Origin of the sequence: Mycolicibacterium iranicum (assembly GCF_014190915.1) — a bacterium.
Classification (GTDB): Bacteria; Actinomycetota; Actinomycetes; order Mycobacteriales; family Mycobacteriaceae; genus Mycobacterium; species Mycobacterium iranicum_B.
In genome coordinates this window covers 25503-43117 of sequence record NZ_JACHVU010000005.1, presented here as the reverse complement: position 1 = coordinate 43117, position 17615 = coordinate 25503, and the positions used below count along the sequence as shown (strand labels likewise).

Here is a 17615-nt window from a genome sequence, read left to right as displayed (position 1 = left end):
CCGGATTGTTACTAAGTATCCTCACCTCAAAGGCCTCAGCGGGCCCGTTTCATTCCCGTTCAGACGAAGGCGGTGCGCGATGGCGGTCGGACGACCGCGCGAGTTCGATCCCGAGACGGTCGAGCACGCGGCGATGAGGCTGTTCTGGGCGCGCGGCTTCGACGGCGTCTCCATCTCCGACGTGACTGCCGCCACGGGGGTCAACCGGCGCAGCATCTATGCCGAATTCGGGTCGAAGGAGCAGTTGTTCGAGCGGGCGACTCGGCGCTACGCCGCGGGCCCCGGCGGCTACGCGAACCGGGCGCTCCAGGAGCCGACGGCCCGCCGCGTTGCCGAGGCGATGGTGCACGGCGCCGCCGATGCGGTCAGCGGTGAGCCACGGGGCTGTCTGCTCGTCGGCGATGCCCCGGGCCTGGCCGCACTGCGCGATGCCGACGTGCACCGGCTCGCCGAACGCTTCGCCGCCGCCCACGACGAACTGCCTGGCGCGGACACCCTGTTGCTGGCGCGGTGGATCGCGGCCGTGTGCCAGGGATTGGCGGTCCAGGCGCGCAGCGGCGCGAGCCGCGCCGATCTGCACGCACTCGCCGACCTCGCCCTGACCGGGTGGCCGGGCGGGTCTGGTTCGGGTGACCCCCGCGGGTTACCGTCGACGCGATGACCCGCCGTTCGCAGATACCACCGATCGACCCGGCGCGATGGCAGGCGCCGCCCGTCGAGCCCCTCCCCGACTTCGGGCCCGCCGCCCTGACCCTGGTGGCGATCCCGGGCGGCGAGCCCGAGGACGTCGTCGTCGACGCGGAGGGCTACCTCTGGACCGGGGCGCGCGACGGCGGCATCGTGCGGCTGCAACCGGACGGCACCGCGCCCGAGGTGATCGCCAACACGGGCGGCCGCCCACTGGGTCTGGGGTTCGCGCGCGACGGCCGGCTGCTCATCTGCGACAGCCCACGGGGGCTGCTCGCCCTGGACACCACGACGGGACGTATCGAGCCGCTGGTGACCTCGATCCGCGGCCGGCAGCTGATCTTCTGCTCCAATGTCACTCAAACGTCGGACGGTGCAATCTATTTCACCGAGTCCACCAGTGCCTTCACCATCGACCGCTACCTCGGAGCCATTCTCGAGGCACGCCCGCGCGGGGCGCTGCACCGCCTCGATGCCGACGGAACCGTGACGACGGTCGTGGACGGGCTGTACTTCGCCAACGGCGTCACCCCGACGGCCGACGGCACGGCGCTGGTGTTCGCCGAGACACAGGGCCGTCGGCTGTCGAAGTACTGGTTGACCGGGCCTCAGGCGGGATCGGTGACCCCGTTGGCGGTCCATCTGCCCGCCATGCCCGACAACCTGTCCACGGGTGCCGACGGCCGCATCTGGTGCGCGATGGTGACCCCGGCCAACCCGCTGGCCGATCGGCTCGCCGCCCGGCCCGCCGTGCTTCGAAAGATGCTGTGGCGGTTGCCGAAACGGCTGCAACCGAGCGCCAAGGCCGTGGTGTGGGCCGTCGCGTTCGACCCCGACACCGGCGCCGCGGTCGCCGGCGTCACCATGCGGCATCCGCGGTTCAGCATGGCGACGGGCCTCGTCGAGTCGGCGGACCGGCTGTGGCTCGGCAGCATCGGCGGCCCGTATCTGGGCTCGATCGCCCTGCCGCGCTGACCCGAGTTCTAGAGCCCCAGGTCGGTGAGGCCGGGATGGTCGGCGGGGCGGGGCCCGCCGCGATCCCAGTGGAAGAGGCGGTCGTTCTCTCCGATGGCCACGTCGTTGATGCTGGCATGCCGCGCCGCCATCAGGCCGTCGGCGTCGAACTGCCAGTTCTCGTTGCCGTACGCGCGGAACCACTGACCGGCGGCGTCGTGGTACTCGTAGGCGAACCGCACGGCGATGCGCTCGTCACCGTACACCCACAGCTCCTTGATCAGCCGGTACTCGAGTTCCCTCTCCCACTTGGCCGTCAGGAACCGCTCGATCTCCGCACGGCCGGTGAGGAATTCGGACCGGTTACGCCACCAGCTGTCCGGCGTGTAGGCCTGCGCCACGCGCCGCGGATCCCTCGTGTTCCAGAGATCCTCGCCCGCACGAACCTTCGCGAGGGCGGTGTCTTGGGTGAACGGCGGTGCCAGAGTCATGGGTCTATCCCTTCAGGAAAGCGAGCAGTTCGGCGTTGACCACCTCGGCGTGGGTGGTGGGCATCCCGTGCGGAAAGTCCGTGTAGGTCTTCAAGGTTGCGTTCCTCAGCAGCTGCGCCGATTTCGGCCCGGCCGCGACGTAGGGCACGATTTGGTCGTCCTCACTGTGCATCACGAGCACCGGCACCGTGATCTGTTTGAGGTCCTCGGTGAAGTCGGTCTGCGAGAACGCCACGATTCCGTCGTAGTGGGAGTACGCGTCGCCCATCATGCCCTGGCGCCACCAGTTCTCGACGATGGCTTCCTGTGGCTCCACCCCCGGGCGGTTGAATCCGTAGAACGGGCCGGCCGCCAGCTCGCGGTAGAACACCGACCGGTTGGCGGCCAGTTGTGCCTGGAGATCGTCGAACACGGCTTTGGGCAGTCCCTCGGGATTGGCGTCGGTGCGCACCATCAGCGGCGGCACGGCACTGATCAGGGCGGCCTTCGACACCCGCCGCTCACCGTGGCGCGCCAGGTAGCGGACCACTTCCCCACCGCCGGTCGAATGGCCGATGTGGACGGCGTCGCGCAGATCGAGGTGCTCGACCAGCGCCGCGAGATCGTCGGCGTAGTGGTCGAGATCGTGACCCCCGGGCGTCTGGGTCGACCGTCCGTGCCCGCGACGGTCGTGGGCGATGACGCGGTAGCCCTGCTGCAGGAAGAACAGCATCTGGTTGTCCCAGTCATCGGAGGACAGCGGCCAGCCGTGGCTGAAGACGATCGGCTGCCCGGAGCCCCAGTCCTTGTAGAAGATGTCCGTGCCGTCGGCCGTGGTGAGAAAGCTCATGGACACACCCTTGCGCCTCGGACGCCGACCGTCATCGGCGCTGGCGGCCATCGCTTCTACCGGTTATCCCCCAGATCGATTCCTGCCAACCGACATCCAAATCCTGCCAAGTGAAATGTGTTCGCACGCTCACGGGTTTAACCCAGCATGAAGAACCTCACCATCGCCACCGCCGCCGCCGCCACCCTGGCCGGAGCCTTCGTCGGCCTGGCCACCCCGGCACTGGCCGCGCCGTCGGTCGGTGACGCGCAGAGCACCATCAGCCAGCTCGAGGCCGACGGCAATCGTGTGGTCGTCAACAATCCCTCGGGGACACCCCTTTCGCAGGCCACGGTCGTGGGCGTGAACCCCGGCGGCGACATCCGCTCGACCATTCAGGGCGACGACAGCAGCCAGCAGCAGACGATCACGGGCAAGGTCTACTACGTCGACATCCGCTAGACGGACCCGAGACCCAAAGGGGCACCTCCTATCCCCCGGGAGGTGCCCCTTTGCACGTCAGGGGAGCAAGCCCAGCCGCCGGGCCCTGGTCACCGATTCGTACCGGGTGCGGGTCCCGAGTTTGGTTGCCGCGCTGCGCAGATAGCTCTTGACGGTCTCGGGCCTGAGCGACAGGCGGTCCGCAGCCTCGGCATTGCTGCACCCCAGCGCCACCTGCGCGAGGACGTCGAGCTCGCGCGGAGCCAACGCGACGGGCGGCGTCGATCGGTCCGCGGAACCGGCGAGCTTGTCTGCCATCGCCTGGAGGCGCTCCCGTATCTCCACGGGCGCCGTCACCGCCAGTCGCCGGAGCTCGGCATGCACCTCGCGGATGTGCTCGGCGCCGACTCCCCCGCCGGTGTTGGCGAGGTCGGCGTCGCGCAGTCGCAGCCTGCGATCCACCTCGTCGCGGACGCGCAGTTCCTCGCTGAGCCGGCGCGCGGATTCCACCACGAGGTCGGCTGCGCGACCCCCGAAGGGTGCCGCGCTGCGGTACGCGCCGTAGAGCATCGCCCTCGTACGGCCGTCGACGAGCACCGGGACCGCCAGCACCGATTGGATCCCCTCGGACAGGACGGGTCCGTCGTAGTCGTGGGTGATCGACGACGCGTGGCGATAGTCGGCCACCGCGAGCGGGTGTCCCGCGACCATGCTCGCCCCGCCCAGGCCGGAATGGGATCGGACGGCCAGGCCGCGCAGACCGGCGGTGCGCACGCCGTGGTACTCGGTGATCAGCAGCGTGTCGGCGTGCACCTCGCCGCCGAACATCACCGGCACGCCACCGAGGACCGACACCCGGCGCAATTCGGCGCGCACGGCGTCGCCGTCCCGCGGACGCAGCAGCGGCGGTCTGGCCGACATCGGCAGAACACCTCCTTTCGGGGGTGGCGAACGGACGACTGTGACCTGGATCCTATTGGTCATGGCGACCGACACCGATCCGTTCGAAGCCCTGCGCGACGCGCGCGACCACCTCGTCGAGGTCATGGCCGACTACGACGCGGCTGTGGAGACCTTCCGCTGGCCGTCGCTGACGGGGACCTTCAACTGGGCGACGGACTGGTTCGACGCGATCGCCCGCGGCAACGAACGGGTCGCGCTGTGGATCGTCGAGGAGGACGGGGCCGAGACGACGGTGACGTTCGACCAGATGGCGCGGCGCTCAGACCAGGTCGCGGCCTGGTTGCGCGCCCTCGGGGTACGCAAGGGCGACCGAGTCATTCTGATGCTGGGCAACCAGGTCGAGTTGTGGGAATCCATGCTGGCGGTCGCCAAGCTGGGGGCGGTCATCATGCCCACGACCGGTGCGCTCGGGCCGGCCGACCTGTCGGACCGGATCGGCCGGGGCGCCGCGCGGTTCGTCATCGCCAACGCGTCCGACGTCGTGAAGTTCGACGATGTGCCGGGCGACTACGGGCGCATCGTGGTCGGTGGCGCAGCGCCGGGCTGGCATGCCTACGCCGACGCCGACTCGGCGCCCGCAGAGCCCTGCACCGCGCAGACCACGGTCGAGGACCCGCTGCTGGTGTACTTCACCTCCGGCACGACCAGCAGACCCAAGCTCGTGGAGCACTCGCAGGTGAGCTACCCCGTCGGACATTTGACGACGATGGCCTGGATCGGCGTGAAACCGGGTGACGTGCATCTGGCGATCAGTTCGCCGGGGTGGGCCAAGCACGCGTGGAGCTGCTTCTTCGCGCCGTGGATCGCCGAGGCGACGATCTTCGTCTACAACTACGGCCGCTTCCACGCGGCTGCGCTGCTCGATCAGATCCGGCGGGCCGGGGTCAGCACGTTCTGTGCACCACCGACGGTGTGGCGGATGCTGATCCAGTCCGATCTGGGTCCCCGCCCGGAGGCGCTGCGCGAAGTCCTTGGCGCCGGAGAGCCGCTCAACCCGGAGGTGATCAGTGCTGTCGAGCAGGCGTGGGGCCTGACGATCCGCGACGGGTTCGGCCAGACCGAGACCACCCTGCAGGTCGGCAACACCCCGGGCCAGCCGGTCAAGCCCGGTTCGATGGGCCGGCCGATGCCGGGGGTGCCGGTGGTCCTGGTCGATCCGCTCACCGGAGAAGTCGCCGACGAGGGCGAAATCTGCCTGGTCCTGGACGACGAACCGTTGAACCTGATGACGGGGTATCTCGGCGACGACGAGCGCAATGCGCTGGTGATGCGTGACGGCTACTACCACACCGGCGACGTGGCGAGCCGCGATGCGGACGGTTACATCACCTACATCGGGCGCACCGACGACGTCTTCAAGTGCTCCGATTACAAGGTGTCGCCGTTCGAGCTCGAAAGCGTGCTCATCGAGCACCCCGCCGTCGTGGAGGCCGCGGTGGTGCCGCAGCCCGATGCGACCCGGCTGGCGGTGCCCAAGGCCTACATCGCACTCGCCGACGGCTGGGCGGCCGACGACCGGACGGCCCGCGCGATCCTCGAGCATGCCCGCGACCACCTCGCGCCGTATCTGAAGGTCCGCCGAGTCGAATTCTTCGAACTGCCCAAGACCATTTCGGGCAAGATTCGACGGGTGGAGTTGCGTCGCCGCGAGGAGGAGGCGCACCGCGCAGGCCGTGCCATCGACACCGAGTACCGATATGAGGATGTGGTGAAATGAACGCTTCCTACGACGCCGGACCGACCGACACCCCCATTCTCGAAGAGACCATCGGCGCCAACTTCGAACGCATCGCCGCCGCGCATCCCGACATCGAGGCCCTGGTGGACGCCGCAAGCGACCGCCGCTGGACGTACTCCGAATTGGACGCCGAAATCAACACGGTGGCAAGAGGTTTGATGGCACTCGGGGTTGCCGGCGGCGATCGCGTCGGCATCTGGGCGCCCAACTGCCCGGAGTGGACGATCGTCCAGTACGCGACCGCGAAGATCGGCGCGATCCTGGTCAACATCAACCCGGCCTACCGCACACACGAGCTGCGTTACGTGCTGGATCAGTCCGGGGTGAGCACCCTGGTCTCGGCGACCCGGTTCAAGACTTCCGACTACGTCGCCATGGTCCAAGAAGTCCGCGCCGAGGTGGATGCCCTTGAGCGGGTCGTCTTCATCGGCACCCCGGACTGGGACGACCTCCGCCGGGAGGCCTCGGCGGTCACCGACGGTGCGCTGCGCGAGCGAGGCGCGGCGTTGTGTAACAACGATCCCATCAACATTCAATACACCTCGGGGACAACGGGATTCCCCAAGGGCGCGACGCTCTCGCACCGAAACATCCTGAACAACGGATATTTCGTCACCGAGCAGATCGGGCTGGGGCCGGGTGATCGGCTCTGCATTCCGGTGCCCTTCTACCACTGCTTCGGCATGGTGATGGGCAACCTGGGCTGCACCACCCACGCGGCCACGATGGTGATCCCGGCCCAGGCGTTCGATCCGGGGCAGACGCTGCTCACCATCGAAAAGGAACGGTGCACAGCCGTTTACGGCGTCCCGACGATGTTCATCGCCATGCAGAACCACCCGGACTTCGCCGAACGTGATCTGTCGTCGCTGCGGACGGGCATCATGGCGGGCGCGGTGTGCCCGGTCGAGGTGATGAAACGCTGCATCGAAGAGATGCACCTGACCGAGATGTCGATCGCCTACGGCATGACGGAGACCTCGCCGGTGTCCTGCCAGACCTTGATCGACGACGACCTCGAACGCCGTACCTCGTCGATCGGACGGGTTCACCCGCACGTCGAGATCAAGATCATCGATCCCGAAACCGGCGATGTCGTCGAGCGCGGTACCGCCGGCGAGTTCTGCACCCGCGGCTACTCCGTCATGCTGGGCTACTGGCGCGACGAGGAGAAGACCGCGGAGGCGATCGACTCCGAGGGCTGGATGCACACGGGCGACCTTGCGGTGATGCGCACCGACGGTTACTGCAACATCGTCGGCCGGATCAAGGATGTCGTCATCCGCGGCGGCGAGAACATCTACCCGCGGGAGATCGAGGAATTCCTCTACACCCATCCCGACATCGAGGACGCCCAGGTCATCGGAGTTCCCGACGAACGATACGGGGAAGAGGTGTGCGCGTGGATCCGGATGAGGCCGGGGCGCACCCCACTCGATGCCGCCGCGCTGCGGGAGTTCGCCGACGGCAAGCTGGCCCACTACAAGATCCCGCGCTATGTGCATGTCGTCGACGAGTTCCCGATGACGGTGACCGGCAAGATCCGCAAAGTCGAGATGCGCGAGGTGAGTGCTCGCCTCCTGGAGAGCTGAGGGTATTTCCTGCCATCGGCCGGTCAATTTCTGCCAGTGGAATTATTGGGGTGAGCTGCGGGTTTAGGAGATCAGATCACCACGATCTGAAGACACCGACAGTCGAAACCGCGCGACCCGCTCCACGGCTCCGACCCGATACAGGGAAGAGCAAGACCATGAAGAAGTTCACTCTCGCCACCGCCGCCGCCACCGCCCTGACCGCCGGGATGCTGGGACTGGCCGCACCGGCGCTGGCCGCCCCGATGGGTGGCAGCGCCGACACCACCATCTCCGAGCTCGAAGCGCAGGGCCACCGGGTGGTCGTCAACCGCCTCTCCGATGCCCCGCTGTCGGAGGCCAGCGTGGTCAGCGTCAAGCAGGGCGGCGCCATCCGCGGTACCGTCCAAGACCACTTCGGCGACCGCACCTTCCAGCAGACGGTCAAGGGCTACGTCTACTACGTCGACGTCCGCTGAGCGGACAATCAGACGCGAGTCCGGTAACTCCTGAGAGCACGAAAAGGGGCGCCCCCACCACCGGGGGCGCCCCTTCCGCGCGTCTACACCACCCGAAGGGGCGGTGTTGTCAGCCGAGATTGATAGGCCGGATGCCTGCGCATCGCCTCTTCGCGCTCGCGAGCACGACGCTCACTGGCTTGCCACGCGGGATGGCTGTCGAGTCGAACAACAACGGCGCCTGATTCCGTCATCATCACAACCCCTCTCACTGAACTCTGTGTTCTCAAGAGTGGTGGCTGCACCTGAGCGTGATCGCCAGAAGAAGCCATGAAGTAGCTGAGAAATGCCCCGTCAGGGCGAACTCCAAACCTCAGGCTCCTGACTGGAGGGACAGGACGCTGATGTCGGGCGGCGCGCCGACCCGAACCGGCGGTCCCCAGAACCCGGCCCCGCGGGACACGTAGAGCTGCGTGTCTCTGACCTGCGACAGCCCGGCCAGAGACGGCTGCGCCATCGACACCAGGTAGTGGAACGGCCACATCTGACCGCCGTGCGTGTGGCCGGACAGCTGCAGGTCGACGCCGCGGGTGGCGGCCTCGTCGACCTGGATCGGCTGGTGGGCCAGCAGAATGGTGGGTCCGTCGGGGCTCACCCCGGCCAGCGCGCGATCAAAATCCGGCGGATCCGAGCGCGTCTCACCGGCGACGTCGTTGACGCCGGCGAGGTCGAACGCGGCTCCGCCCCGCCGAATCCGGGTGTTCTCGTTGCGCAGCACGTCGAGGCCGAAGCGCTCCAGTTCCCGAATCCATTCAGCTGTGTCGTCGACGAAGTACTCGTGGTTGCCGGTGACGAAGAACGCGCCGTCGCGCGCGACGAGGTCCTGCAGCGGCTCCGCCGCAGCACCCAACTCCTGCACGGTTCCGTCGACGAGGTCTCCGACGACTGCGACGAGGTCAGGTTCTGCCTCGTTGATCATCCGCACGATGCGTTCGGTGTGGCGGCGACCGAGCAACGGCCCCAGATGGATGTCGGACACCACCGCGATGCGGAAGCCGTCGAAAGCGGGGTCCAGGCGCGGCAGGCGAACGGGAACCCGAAGTAGGTCGGGCGGTCCGAGCGCAGTGGCGGCGCCGACGGTCGTCACACCCGCCGCGGCGACCCCGACTGCGACGGCGCCCGTGCGCGCCAGGAACATGCGGCGGTCGACGGCCGGCGCGGCGGGTGTGGGCTCGGCCGGTGGGCGGGGCGCGCTGCGGGTCCAGCGGCGCAGGGCCAGGCGGACGGGCTCGAGGATGAGCAGCGCGAGGAACAGGTAGGCCAGCAGACCGAACCACAGGTAGCCCGGCCAGGCGAGCCAGCCCGGTTCCCGCACATCGAGAACGCGCGGCACGATCAGCGTGCCGATCAGCAGGATCATCAGCGCCCCGAGTAGCAGCGACAGGAGACGTCGAGTCTTTCCGGCACGGGTGGTGTCCTTGACCATCCGTTTCCAGACCAGCAGATGCATCAGCGCGAGGACCGACCCGAGAACAACAATGAACATTCATGTCCTTCGCGTGACTCAGAGGTGTTCCCAGCCTAGTGATCGGGCGGACCTGCCCAATCCAGTCACATCTGAAACTCTGACAACACCAGTCACCGCGTGGCTCCCCGATGCAGGGGCGGCCGTCGCTTAATCTTCGGTCACGATGGCGACCTTACGGACAGTCTTGACGCGGGCATCCGCGCTGGTCACCGCATCAATGCTGGTGCTGGCACCCACTGCTGCGGCCCAGCCGGGCCCGGTCGCGGACGCGAACACGTGCCCGTACCGGGTCAGCACGCCGCCCGCGGTCGATGCGTCCGAGATTCCGAAGGTGGGCGACCCGCCGGCGCCGCTGCCCGTGCCCGCGAAGCCGATGGGGGGCGATGCGCTGTCCGGGTGCGGCGTGATCACCGCCCCCGGAACACCTCCCGTCCCCGGCGACGTGTCCGCAGAGGCGTGGCTCGTGGCCGACCTCGACACCGGAGATGTCATCGCCGCCCGCGACCCGCATGGCCGTCACCGTCCCGCCAGCATCATCAAAGTCCTGACCGCGATGCAGGCGATCCGGGATCTGCCCCTGATGAAGACGGTCCCGGGCACCGAGGAGGACGCCGCCCAGGAAGGCACCAAGGTCGGCGTCGGCGAAGGCGGGATGTACACCGTCAACGACCTGCTGCACGGGCTGCTCATGTACTCGGGCAACGACGCCGCGCACGCCCTGGCGATGCAGATGGGCGGCATGGAGACCACGCTGAACAAGCTCAACGTGCTTGCGGGCAAGCTGGGCGCACGCGATACCAGGGTCGCCACACCGTCGGGCCTCGACGGCCCGGGCATGAGCACGTCGGCCTACGACATCGGCTTGTTCTATCGGTACGCCTGGCAGAACCCGGTCTTCACCGACATCGTGTCCACGCGCGCAGCCGAATTCCCGGGCCGCGACGGCGCCGGTTATCCGATCGAGAACGACAACAAGCTGCTCGCCAACTATCCGGGCGCACTCGGCGGCAAGACCGGCTACACCGACGATGCCGGCCAGACATTCGTCGGGGGCGCCACCCGCGACGGGCGCCGGCTGGTCGCGGTCCTGATGCGCGGCACCCGACAGCCGGTCGCACCGTGGGAACAGGCGGCAAGGCTACTGGACTACGGCTTCGCGACCGCCCCGGGCACCAAGGTCGGCACGCTCATCGAACCTGATCCGTCGCTCGGTGGCACGGCCCAGGATCCGGCGGCGGCGCCGGCGACCGCGAATGCCAACGCCGTGTTGCCCGACGTCGACGCCACCCCCGTCCGGATCGGCGTGGGAGTGATCGGCGCGGTCATCGTGTTCACCTTGATGATGGGCGCACGGGCGCTCAACCGCCGCCCGGCACGCTAGCGTCGGCGACGCGAAAAGCTCAGTGCGCCAAGGGCTCCGATCGCGACCGCGGTCGCGGCCTGCCACCATTGCACACCGGGCCTGGCGATCACCCGGTTGTTGATGACCGCGGGGGCCGGAACGGGTATGTCGCGTTCGCGCATGTTCTCGGGCGTCGTCGCCGCCCAGCACGTGGCGAACAGGATGAGCCGGGACGTGATGTAGGCGAACACCATCAGGCCCAGGACCGGACCGAATGTCGCACCCGCCGGGCCTGTCACCACCGACCGCAGGTAGATCGAGGCCACCAGCTTGAACACCTCGAATGCGACCGCGGCGATCAAACCCGCGCGCACGCTGCTGCGGAAGCTGATCGACTCACGGGGCAGCCGAGCGATGATCCACGCGAACAGCAGCCACGACACGAGTATCGACACCGCGATGGACGCCATCCGCAAGACGATGCTCAGCACCGGTGAATCGGGAAACCCGAACCAGTTCAACACGTTTTCCATCACCGACGAGTTGCCCAGGGCCGACAGGGCCAGGGTGAGCACGATGGCCAGGAATGTCGATACGAGGGCCCCGAGGTCGGACAGTTTCGTGCGGAGGAAGCCTGGCGGGTCGTCGCGATAACTTCCCCACATCTGGCTCAGCGCCTCCCGCAGGTTGGCCATCCATCCCAGGCCGGCCCAGGCGGCGGTCGCCAAACCGATGATGCCCACCGTGCCTCGGGAATCGATCGCCGAGTCCATCAGGGTGACGATCTGCTGACCGAGATCGCCCCCGAAGGACGCCCGGATCCGGCCCTCCACGTCGTCGAGGAGCTCGGGCTGGTTGGCGAGGATGAAGCCGCCGATCGCGAACGCGACCATCAGCAACGGGAACAGCGCGAAGATCGTGAAGTACGTGATGCCGGCGGCGTAGAAATCGCCCTTGCAGTCGTTGTAGCGGCCCTGCGCGCGCATCGTGTGGTCGAACCATGGCCACCGCGACCGCATCCGGTCGAGGAAACCGGGTGCGCCCTCGGGGTCGGCCGGTGCGGGCGGCGCAGTCATCCGACCCCCTCGATGGCTAGTGAGACGCTAGGAACCCTAGCCGGTCGTATACCCGGCGCAGAGTTCGTCCAGACACCTCGCGGGCCCGCTCGGCGCCCCGGGCGAGCACACCTTCGAGTTCAGCGGGGTCGCCGAGCAACTCGTCGACCCGGGTCTTGATCGGCGTGACGAACTCGACGACGGCCTCGGCGGTCTCCTTCTTCAGATCGCCGTAGCCGCGGCCGCCGTAGCCCGCGACGAGCGTGTCGATGTCGGTGCCCGTCACCGCCGCCTGGATCGTCAGGAGATTGGAGATGCCGGGCTTGGCGTCACGATCGAAACGGATTTCGCGCTCGCTGTCGGTGACGGCCGATCGAATCTTCTTCGCGGTCTTACCCGGATCGTCGAGCAGGCTGATCAGCCCGGCGTCGGACTCGGCCGACTTGCTCATCTTCGCCGTCGGATCCTGCAGATCGTAGATCTTGGCGGTGGCCTTGGGGATCATCGCCTCGGGAACCACGAAAGTGTCGGGGAAGCGGGCGTTGATGCGCTGCGCGACATCGCGAGCCAACTCGAGATGCTGGCGCTGGTCCTCGCCGACCGGCACCAGCTCGGTGCCGTAGAGCAGTACGTCGGCAGCCATCAGCACCGGGTAGGTGAACAGTCCGACGGTGGTCGCGTCGGCGCCCTGCTTCTGCGACTTGTCCTTGAACTGCGTCATCCGGGACGCCTGCCCGAAGCCCGTGAAACATCCGAGCACCCAAGCCAATTCGGAGTGGCTGGGAACGTGGCTCTGCACGAAGACCGTGGCGCGCGCCGGGTCGATGCCCAGAGCCAGGTACTGGGCGGCGGTCACGAGCGTGCGCTTGCGCAATGTGGCGGGATCCTGCGGCACCGTGATCGCGTGCAGATCGACGACGCAGAAGTACGCGTCGTAACCGTCCTGCAGGCTGACCCACTGGCTCACGGCGCCCAGCGCGTTGCCCAGGTGCAGGGAGTCGGACGTGGGTTGCGCGCCTGAGAAGACGACGGGCCTGGCTGAGTTACTGGCAGTGCTCATGGTGGGACCATCTTTCCATCGACGGCTGCTGCGTCATCCTGGGGTCAGCCGCCGCAGCGCCCGCAGGAACACCCGGCGCTCCTCGGTACTGAGCTCGCCCAGCCAGCGTTCCTCGCCGCGCTGGATCTCGCGCTGCACCGCATCTTTGACCGCACGGCCCTTGTCGGTGATCGCCAGGAGCCGCACCCGGCGGTCGTCCGGGTCGGGCTGCCGGTCGATGTAGCCGTCGTCCTGCAGTTCGTCCAGGGTGCGGATGATGCGGGTCTTGTCGGCGTTGATGGCCTCGGCCAGTGCGGCCTGCGTGCGGAACGCGCCCCTGTCCAGGGTGCACAGCACCGCGTAGCCCCACATCGAGACGCCGTGGGCGGCGAGGATCGGCTCCTCGGTGGCGATCAGTTCGCGCAGCAGCGGAGCCAGCATCGCCGCGAGATCAGGGCGCTGATTCGACACCCGGCCAGCGTAGGCATTGCCTGATCATAAGCATGTGCATATGATGTGCACATGCCTACTTTTCTGGAACATCACCGCCGCGCGGTCGAGGCCTCGGTGGAGGTCGTACGCACCATCGGGGTTGCAGACCTCGGCCGCGCCACCCCCTGCGCGGAGTGGGACCTGGCCGAGCTGGTCGCGCACATGACGGCCCAGCACCACGGATTCGCCGCGGCCGCGCGGGGCCACGGAGCCGATCTCGACGTGTGGCGCACCGAGCCGATCGCCGACGCCGTGGCCGCCGATCCCGGCGGTACCTATGCCGCCGCCGCGCGAGACGTGCTCGACGCGTTCGCCACCGAAGGGCTCGACGACGCAGCGTTCGCGCTCCCCGAATTCGGGGCGGACGTCACGGTTCCCGGCGCGCTGGCCATGGGATTCCACTTCGTCGACTACGTGGTCCACGGCTGGGATGTCGCCGCGTCCCTGGGGCAGACATACTCGCTACCCGCCGACGTCGTGGCCGCTGCGCTTCCCATCGCACTCGGCGTCCCCGACGGCGAGATGCGCGACGCCGGCAACTCGCCGTTCGCCCGGGCCGTCGCGCCGGGCGACACCGACGACGAACTCGCGCGCATCCTGCGTCACCTGGGTCGCGATCCCGACGGCGCGTGAGCGCGCGCGAAATGCCAGAAGAAGCGGCGCGCCCCTGTGCAGACACGCGCGGTCGCGGTGCGGGCAGTCAGGCCCACTGCACGTCAGGCCCAGTGCACGTCAGGCGTAGTGGACCGTCAAGCGTAGTGGACCGTCACCGGGCAGTGGTCCGACCACCGCAGCGCGTAGGCCGCGGGGCGCTCGGTGATCACGGAGCTCGCGCGGGCGGCGAGGGCGGGTGTCGCGAGCTGGTAGTCGATCCGCCAGCCGGCGTCGTTGTCGAACGCCTTGCCGCGCCATGACCACCAGGCGTACGGGCCCGGCACATCGGGGTGGGCCCGCCGCACCACGTCGACCCAGCCGGTGGCCAGCAGGTCGGTCAGCCACTGGCGCTCCTGCGGAAGGAAGCCCGCCTTCTTGACGTTGCCCTTCCAGTTCTTGATGTCGTTCTCGGTGTGGGCGATGTTCCAATCACCACACAGCACAGCGCCTTTCCCGGCACTCTCCTCCTGCGCGAGCAGCACACCCATCCGCGTCTCGACCGCCGCCATGAAGCGTTCCTTCTCCCGCTGGCGTTCGGTCTCGGCCTCGCCGGTCGGGAAGTACACGCTGGCCACTGTCACACCTGCGGTGTCCGCCTCGACGTAGCGCCCGTGCAGGGCGAATTCCTCTGCCCCGCAGCCGATCCGAACGTCATCGATCGGAGTGCGCGAAAGCACCGCAACGCCGTTGCGGCCCTTCACCGACGGCTCGGCCGAGGCGAGGTGCCACCCGTCGGCCAGCACCGGGGCCAGGGCTTCGGCGAGCTGTTCGTCGTCGGCGCGGGTCTCCTGCAGACAGACCACGTCGGCCGCGGTCTCCTTGAACCAGGGCAACATCCCGAGGTTCTCCGACGATCGCTCCTTCACCGCCGCGCGGACGCCGTTGACGTTGATCGTGCTCACGGTTATGGGGCGCGTCACGTCCGCAGACCCTAACCGAATCAGGCCACTGCTTCTTGCGGTACCCGCGGTATCACCATATCGTCGGCGCATGGCACCACGAGAGCCGATCCACGCCGGTTCGGGCGAACCGATTCTTTTGCTGCATCCCTTCCTGTGCTCGCAGAACGTCTGGCGAACCGTGGGCGGACAGCTTGCCGACACCGGGCGCTTCGAGGTGTACGCGCCCACGATGGTGGGGCACCACGGGGGCGAGAAGTCGCCGACGTGGCTGCTCGACACCAAGCTGCTCGTCGAGGACATCGAACGACGTCTCGACCAGCTCGGATGGGAGACCGCCCACATCGTCGGCAACTCGCTGGGCGGCTGGGTGGGCTTCGAGCTGGAACGCCGGGGGCGGGCCCGCACCCTGACCGCGATCGCCCCCGCCGGTGGGTGGTCACAGCACTCGCTGACCAAGTACGAAACCGTCCTGAAGTTCATCGCCGGCGGACCCGCGCTCATCGCCGCACGGTTGCTCGGACCGCGCATCCTCAAGGTGCCGGGCGCGCGCAGGCTCGCCACCCTGCCCGTCAGCGGGCCCGCCGACGGGCCGACCGACGCCGACCTGCTCGCGCTCGTCGAGGACGCCACGCACTGCAGCGCCTATCTGCAGCTGCTGGTCAAGACGCTGCGCCTGCCGGGCCTGCTGGAGCTGGCCAGCCTGGGCGCGCCGACCCAGTTGGTCCTCTGCGAGAAGGACCGGGTGTTCCCCACGCCGCGGGGCAACCGGTACTTCCTGGAGAACCTTCCGAAGGACGCCAAGGTCGTGCGCCTCGACGGGTTCGGACACATCCCGATGCTGGAGGCGCCGGGTGTGATCACCGAGCTCATCGCCGCTTTCGTCGACGAGCACTCGGCCCCCGAGAAGGCCATCGGCTGAGCCTCATCGACGACGCGGCGCGGCCACCTGGTGGCACGCGCCGCGCCGTGTGAGATACAGTTCGTCTCGGTCATGAGCGCCAGCGTCAAGCCCCGGCTTGCTGGCCGGCAACCCTCCAACCGCGGTGGGGTGCCCCGGGAGACGACCAGGTTGAGTAGCCGGATGCGGCTATAAGGCAAGCGCGGGTCCGCCGTGAAACGGGCCCCCCGTTTCATGAGGAGTGCATCGATGACCGAACCCGATACCGCTTCCTGGGCGTTCGAGACCAAACAGGTCCACGCAGGGCAGACCCCCGACATCGCCACCAACGCGCGGGCGCTGCCGATCTATCAGACCACCAGCTACACGTTCAACAGCACCGAGCACGCCGCGGCACTGTTCGGCCTGGCCGAGACCGGCAACATCTACACCCGGATCATGAACCCGACGCAGGACGTCGTCGAGCAGCGCATCGCCGCGCTGGAAGGCGGTGTCGCCGCGCTGTTCCTGGCATCCGGACAGGCTGCCGAGACCATCGCGATCCTCAACCTCGCCCACAACGGCGACCACATCGTGTCCAGCCCGCGGCTCTACGGCGGCACCTACAACCTCTTCCACTACACGCTGCCCAAGCTGGGTATCGAGGTCACGTTCGTGGAGAACCCCGACGACCTGCAGTCCTGGCGCGCCGCCGCACGCCCGAACACCAAGGCGTTCTTCGGCGAGACCATCTCCAACCCGCAGATCGACGTGCTCGACATCCCCGGGGTGGCCGGGGTGGCCCACGAGATCGGCGTGCCGCTGATCGTCGACAACACCATCGCCACGCCCTACCTGATCCAGCCGCTGAGCCACGGCGCCGACATCGTCGTGCACTCGGCCACCAAATACCTGGGCGGCCACGGTTCGGCGATCGCCGGCGTGATCGTCGACGGCGGCACCTTCGACTGGACGAACGGTCGGTTCCCCGGCTTCACCGAGCCCGACCCCAGCTATCACGGCGTGGTGTTCGCCGAGCTCGGACCGCCGGCCTATGCGCTCAAGGCGCGCGTGCAGCTGCTGCGCGACCTCGGATCGGCCGCCGCCCCGTTCAACGCGTTCCTCATCGCACAGGGCCTCGAGACGCTGAGCCTGCGCATCGAACGCCACGTCGAGAACGCCCAGCGCGTCGCCGAATTCCTGGAGGCACAACCGGACGTGGTCTCGGTCAACTACGCCGGGCTCGCGTCGTCACCGTGGCACGACCTCGCAAAGAAGCTCGCGCCCAAGGGAACCGGTGCGGTCCTGGCGTTCGAGCTCGCCGGCGGCATCGAGGCGGGCAAGGCGTTCGTCAACGCGCTGAGCCTGCACAGCCATGTGGCCAACATCGGCGACGTCCGGTCGCTGGTGATCCACCCGGCCTCCACGACACACCAGCAGCTCTCCCCCGAGGAGCAGCTCGCCACCGGCGTGACGCCCGGCCTGGTACGGCTCGCCGTCGGCATCGAGGGCATCGACGACATCCTCGCCGACCTGGAGCGGGGATTCGCGGCCGCCAAGCCGTTCGCCGCCAAGACCGACCCGAACGCGGTCGCGTCGTTCTAGGGATCTGTGA

Annotated in this window: 18 protein-coding genes and 1 riboswitch; of the genes, 10 read left to right on the top strand and 8 right to left on the bottom strand. The window is 68.2% G+C overall.

The annotated features are described in order from the left end of the window. The first annotated feature begins 79 nt into the window (after positions 1-79). Together FHR72_RS13205 and FHR72_RS13200 are read left to right on the top strand one after the other, a co-directional pair. On the top strand, positions 80-661 hold the full coding sequence (locus FHR72_RS13205; RefSeq protein WP_183468588.1) for a TetR/AcrR family transcriptional regulator: 582 nt from the start codon (positions 80-82) through the stop codon (positions 659-661). Then, positions 658-1662 carry an SMP-30/gluconolactonase/LRE family protein gene (locus FHR72_RS13200; protein ID WP_183468586.1) on the top strand — a complete coding sequence of 335 codons (1005 nt, stop codon included), beginning with the start codon at positions 658-660 and terminating at the stop codon, positions 1660-1662. Before FHR72_RS13205 ends, FHR72_RS13200 begins: the two co-directional genes overlap by 4 nt. An 8-nt stretch (positions 1663-1670) precedes the next feature. On the opposite strand, the gene FHR72_RS13195 is transcribed toward FHR72_RS13200, so the two are convergent. Continuing rightward, complete coding sequence (locus FHR72_RS13195; RefSeq protein ID WP_183468584.1) at positions 1671-2132, bottom strand: nuclear transport factor 2 family protein; 462 nt, start codon at positions 2130-2132, stop codon at positions 1671-1673. Positions 2133-2136: 4 nt separating this feature from the next. Continuing rightward, positions 2137-2961: an alpha/beta fold hydrolase gene (locus FHR72_RS13190; protein ID WP_183468582.1), complete on the bottom strand. Its 825-nt coding sequence runs from the start codon at positions 2959-2961 to the stop codon at positions 2137-2139. Positions 2962-3108: 147 nt separating this feature from the next. Between FHR72_RS13190 and FHR72_RS13185 the strand changes: the two genes are divergently transcribed. Further along, entirely contained in the window at positions 3109-3402 is a 294-nt protein-coding gene (locus tag FHR72_RS13185) for a hypothetical protein (protein WP_183468580.1), read from the top strand. Between the two features lie 57 nt (positions 3403-3459). On the opposite strand, the gene FHR72_RS13180 is transcribed toward FHR72_RS13185, so the two are convergent. After that, on the bottom strand, positions 3460-4302 hold the full coding sequence (locus FHR72_RS13180; RefSeq protein WP_183468578.1) for a helix-turn-helix transcriptional regulator: 843 nt from the start codon (positions 4300-4302) through the stop codon (positions 3460-3462). 61 nt (positions 4303-4363) lie between these two features. On the opposite strand from FHR72_RS13180, the gene FHR72_RS13175 reads away from it, so the two are divergent. From FHR72_RS13175 to FHR72_RS13165, 3 genes are all read left to right on the top strand, one after another. Continuing rightward, positions 4364-6061, top strand: a complete 1698-nt coding sequence (locus FHR72_RS13175; RefSeq protein ID WP_183468576.1) for an AMP-binding protein — start codon at positions 4364-4366, stop codon at positions 6059-6061. Further along, the gene (locus FHR72_RS13170) at positions 6058-7674 is read left to right on the top strand and encodes an AMP-binding protein (RefSeq protein ID WP_183468574.1); all 1617 of its coding nucleotides are present in this window, start codon (positions 6058-6060) and stop codon (positions 7672-7674) included. The genes FHR72_RS13175 and FHR72_RS13170 overlap by 4 nt, the downstream gene beginning before the upstream one ends. A gap of 158 nt (positions 7675-7832) precedes the next feature. Further along, a complete protein-coding gene (locus FHR72_RS13165) occupies positions 7833-8132 on the top strand; it encodes a hypothetical protein (protein ID WP_183468573.1) in 300 nt (99 codons plus the stop codon). Positions 8133-8484: 352 nt separating this feature from the next. Here FHR72_RS13165 and FHR72_RS13160 read toward each other — a convergent pair whose 3' ends face one another. Further along, positions 8485-9657, bottom strand: coding sequence for a metallophosphoesterase (locus FHR72_RS13160; protein WP_183468571.1), 1173 nt, complete (start codon positions 9655-9657; stop codon positions 8485-8487). A 145-nt stretch (positions 9658-9802) separates the two neighbouring features. Between FHR72_RS13160 and FHR72_RS13155 the strand changes: the two genes are divergently transcribed. Continuing rightward, positions 9803-11020: a D-alanyl-D-alanine carboxypeptidase family protein gene (locus FHR72_RS13155; RefSeq protein ID WP_183468569.1), complete on the top strand. Its 1218-nt coding sequence runs from the start codon at positions 9803-9805 to the stop codon at positions 11018-11020. Here FHR72_RS13155 and yhjD read toward each other — a convergent pair. The 3 genes from yhjD to FHR72_RS13140 are packed head-to-tail and all read right to left on the bottom strand — an operon-like array spanning position 11017 to position 13516. Continuing rightward, positions 11017-12057 (bottom strand): inner membrane protein YhjD, encoded by a 1041-nt coding sequence (yhjD, locus tag FHR72_RS13150; protein ID WP_183468567.1) that lies wholly within the window; start codon positions 12055-12057, stop codon positions 11017-11019. The two genes, FHR72_RS13155 and yhjD, sit on opposite strands and share 4 nt — an antisense overlap. Positions 12058-12073: 16 nt before the next feature. Next, positions 12074-13096, bottom strand: a complete 1023-nt coding sequence (gene trpS, locus FHR72_RS13145) for a tryptophan--tRNA ligase (RefSeq protein WP_183468565.1) — start codon at positions 13094-13096, stop codon at positions 12074-12076. Positions 13097-13129: 33 nt separating this feature from the next. After that, on the bottom strand, positions 13130-13516 hold the full coding sequence (locus FHR72_RS13140) for a MarR family winged helix-turn-helix transcriptional regulator (protein ID WP_183469112.1): 387 nt from the start codon (positions 13514-13516) through the stop codon (positions 13130-13132). 75 nt (positions 13517-13591) lie between these two features. Between FHR72_RS13140 and FHR72_RS13135 the strand changes: the two genes are divergently transcribed. After that, the gene (locus FHR72_RS13135) at positions 13592-14200 is read left to right on the top strand and encodes a TIGR03086 family metal-binding protein (RefSeq protein WP_183468563.1); all 609 of its coding nucleotides are present in this window, start codon (positions 13592-13594) and stop codon (positions 14198-14200) included. Positions 14201-14316: 116 nt separating this feature from the next. Here FHR72_RS13135 and FHR72_RS13130 read toward each other — a convergent pair whose 3' ends face one another. Further along, on the bottom strand, positions 14317-15141 hold the full coding sequence (locus tag FHR72_RS13130) for an exodeoxyribonuclease III (protein ID WP_311736134.1): 825 nt from the start codon (positions 15139-15141) through the stop codon (positions 14317-14319). Between the two features lie 70 nt (positions 15142-15211). Here FHR72_RS13130 and FHR72_RS13125 point away from each other — a divergent pair, with 70 nt between their 5' ends. Next, entirely contained in the window at positions 15212-16042 is an 831-nt protein-coding gene (locus FHR72_RS13125) for an epoxide hydrolase EphH (RefSeq protein ID WP_183468559.1), read from the top strand. Between the two features lie 68 nt (positions 16043-16110). Beyond that, positions 16111-16230, top strand: a riboswitch (SAM riboswitch). A 40-nt stretch (positions 16231-16270) separates the two neighbouring features. Next, the gene (locus tag FHR72_RS13120) at positions 16271-17605 is read left to right on the top strand and encodes a bifunctional o-acetylhomoserine/o-acetylserine sulfhydrylase (RefSeq protein WP_183468557.1); all 1335 of its coding nucleotides are present in this window, start codon (positions 16271-16273) and stop codon (positions 17603-17605) included. The last annotated feature ends 10 nt before the right edge of the window (positions 17606-17615 follow it).

Bases quoted from the DNA above. Each gene is read 5' to 3' on its own strand.
- FHR72_RS13205 (WP_183468588.1), top strand. From the start codon at position 80: ATGGCGGTCGGACGACCGCGCGAGTTCGATCCCGAGACGGTCGAGCAC.
- FHR72_RS13200 (WP_183468586.1), top strand. From the start codon at position 658: ATGACCCGCCGTTCGCAGATACCACCGATCGACCCGGCGCGATGGCAG.
- FHR72_RS13195 (WP_183468584.1), bottom strand. From the start codon at position 2,132: ATGACTCTGGCACCGCCGTTCACCCAAGACACCGCCCTCGCGAAGGTT.
- FHR72_RS13190 (WP_183468582.1), bottom strand. From the start codon at position 2,961: ATGAGCTTTCTCACCACGGCCGACGGCACGGACATCTTCTACAAGGAC.
- FHR72_RS13185 (WP_183468580.1), top strand. From the start codon at position 3,109: ATGAAGAACCTCACCATCGCCACCGCCGCCGCCGCCACCCTGGCCGGA.
- FHR72_RS13180 (WP_183468578.1), bottom strand. From the start codon at position 4,302: ATGTCGGCCAGACCGCCGCTGCTGCGTCCGCGGGACGGCGACGCCGTG.
- FHR72_RS13175 (WP_183468576.1), top strand. From the start codon at position 4,364: ATGGCGACCGACACCGATCCGTTCGAAGCCCTGCGCGACGCGCGCGAC.
- FHR72_RS13170 (WP_183468574.1), top strand. From the start codon at position 6,058: ATGAACGCTTCCTACGACGCCGGACCGACCGACACCCCCATTCTCGAA.
- FHR72_RS13165 (WP_183468573.1), top strand. From the start codon at position 7,833: ATGAAGAAGTTCACTCTCGCCACCGCCGCCGCCACCGCCCTGACCGCC.
- FHR72_RS13160 (WP_183468571.1), bottom strand. From the start codon at position 9,657: ATGTTCATTGTTGTTCTCGGGTCGGTCCTCGCGCTGATGCATCTGCTG.
- FHR72_RS13155 (WP_183468569.1), top strand. From the start codon at position 9,803: ATGGCGACCTTACGGACAGTCTTGACGCGGGCATCCGCGCTGGTCACC.
- yhjD (WP_183468567.1), bottom strand. From the start codon at position 12,057: ATGACTGCGCCGCCCGCACCGGCCGACCCCGAGGGCGCACCCGGTTTC.
- trpS (WP_183468565.1), bottom strand. From the start codon at position 13,096: ATGAGCACTGCCAGTAACTCAGCCAGGCCCGTCGTCTTCTCAGGCGCG.
- FHR72_RS13140 (WP_183469112.1), bottom strand. From the start codon at position 13,516: ATGCTGGCTCCGCTGCTGCGCGAACTGATCGCCACCGAGGAGCCGATC.
- FHR72_RS13125 (WP_183468559.1), top strand. From the start codon at position 15,212: ATGGCACCACGAGAGCCGATCCACGCCGGTTCGGGCGAACCGATTCTT.
- FHR72_RS13120 (WP_183468557.1), top strand. From the start codon at position 16,271: ATGACCGAACCCGATACCGCTTCCTGGGCGTTCGAGACCAAACAGGTC.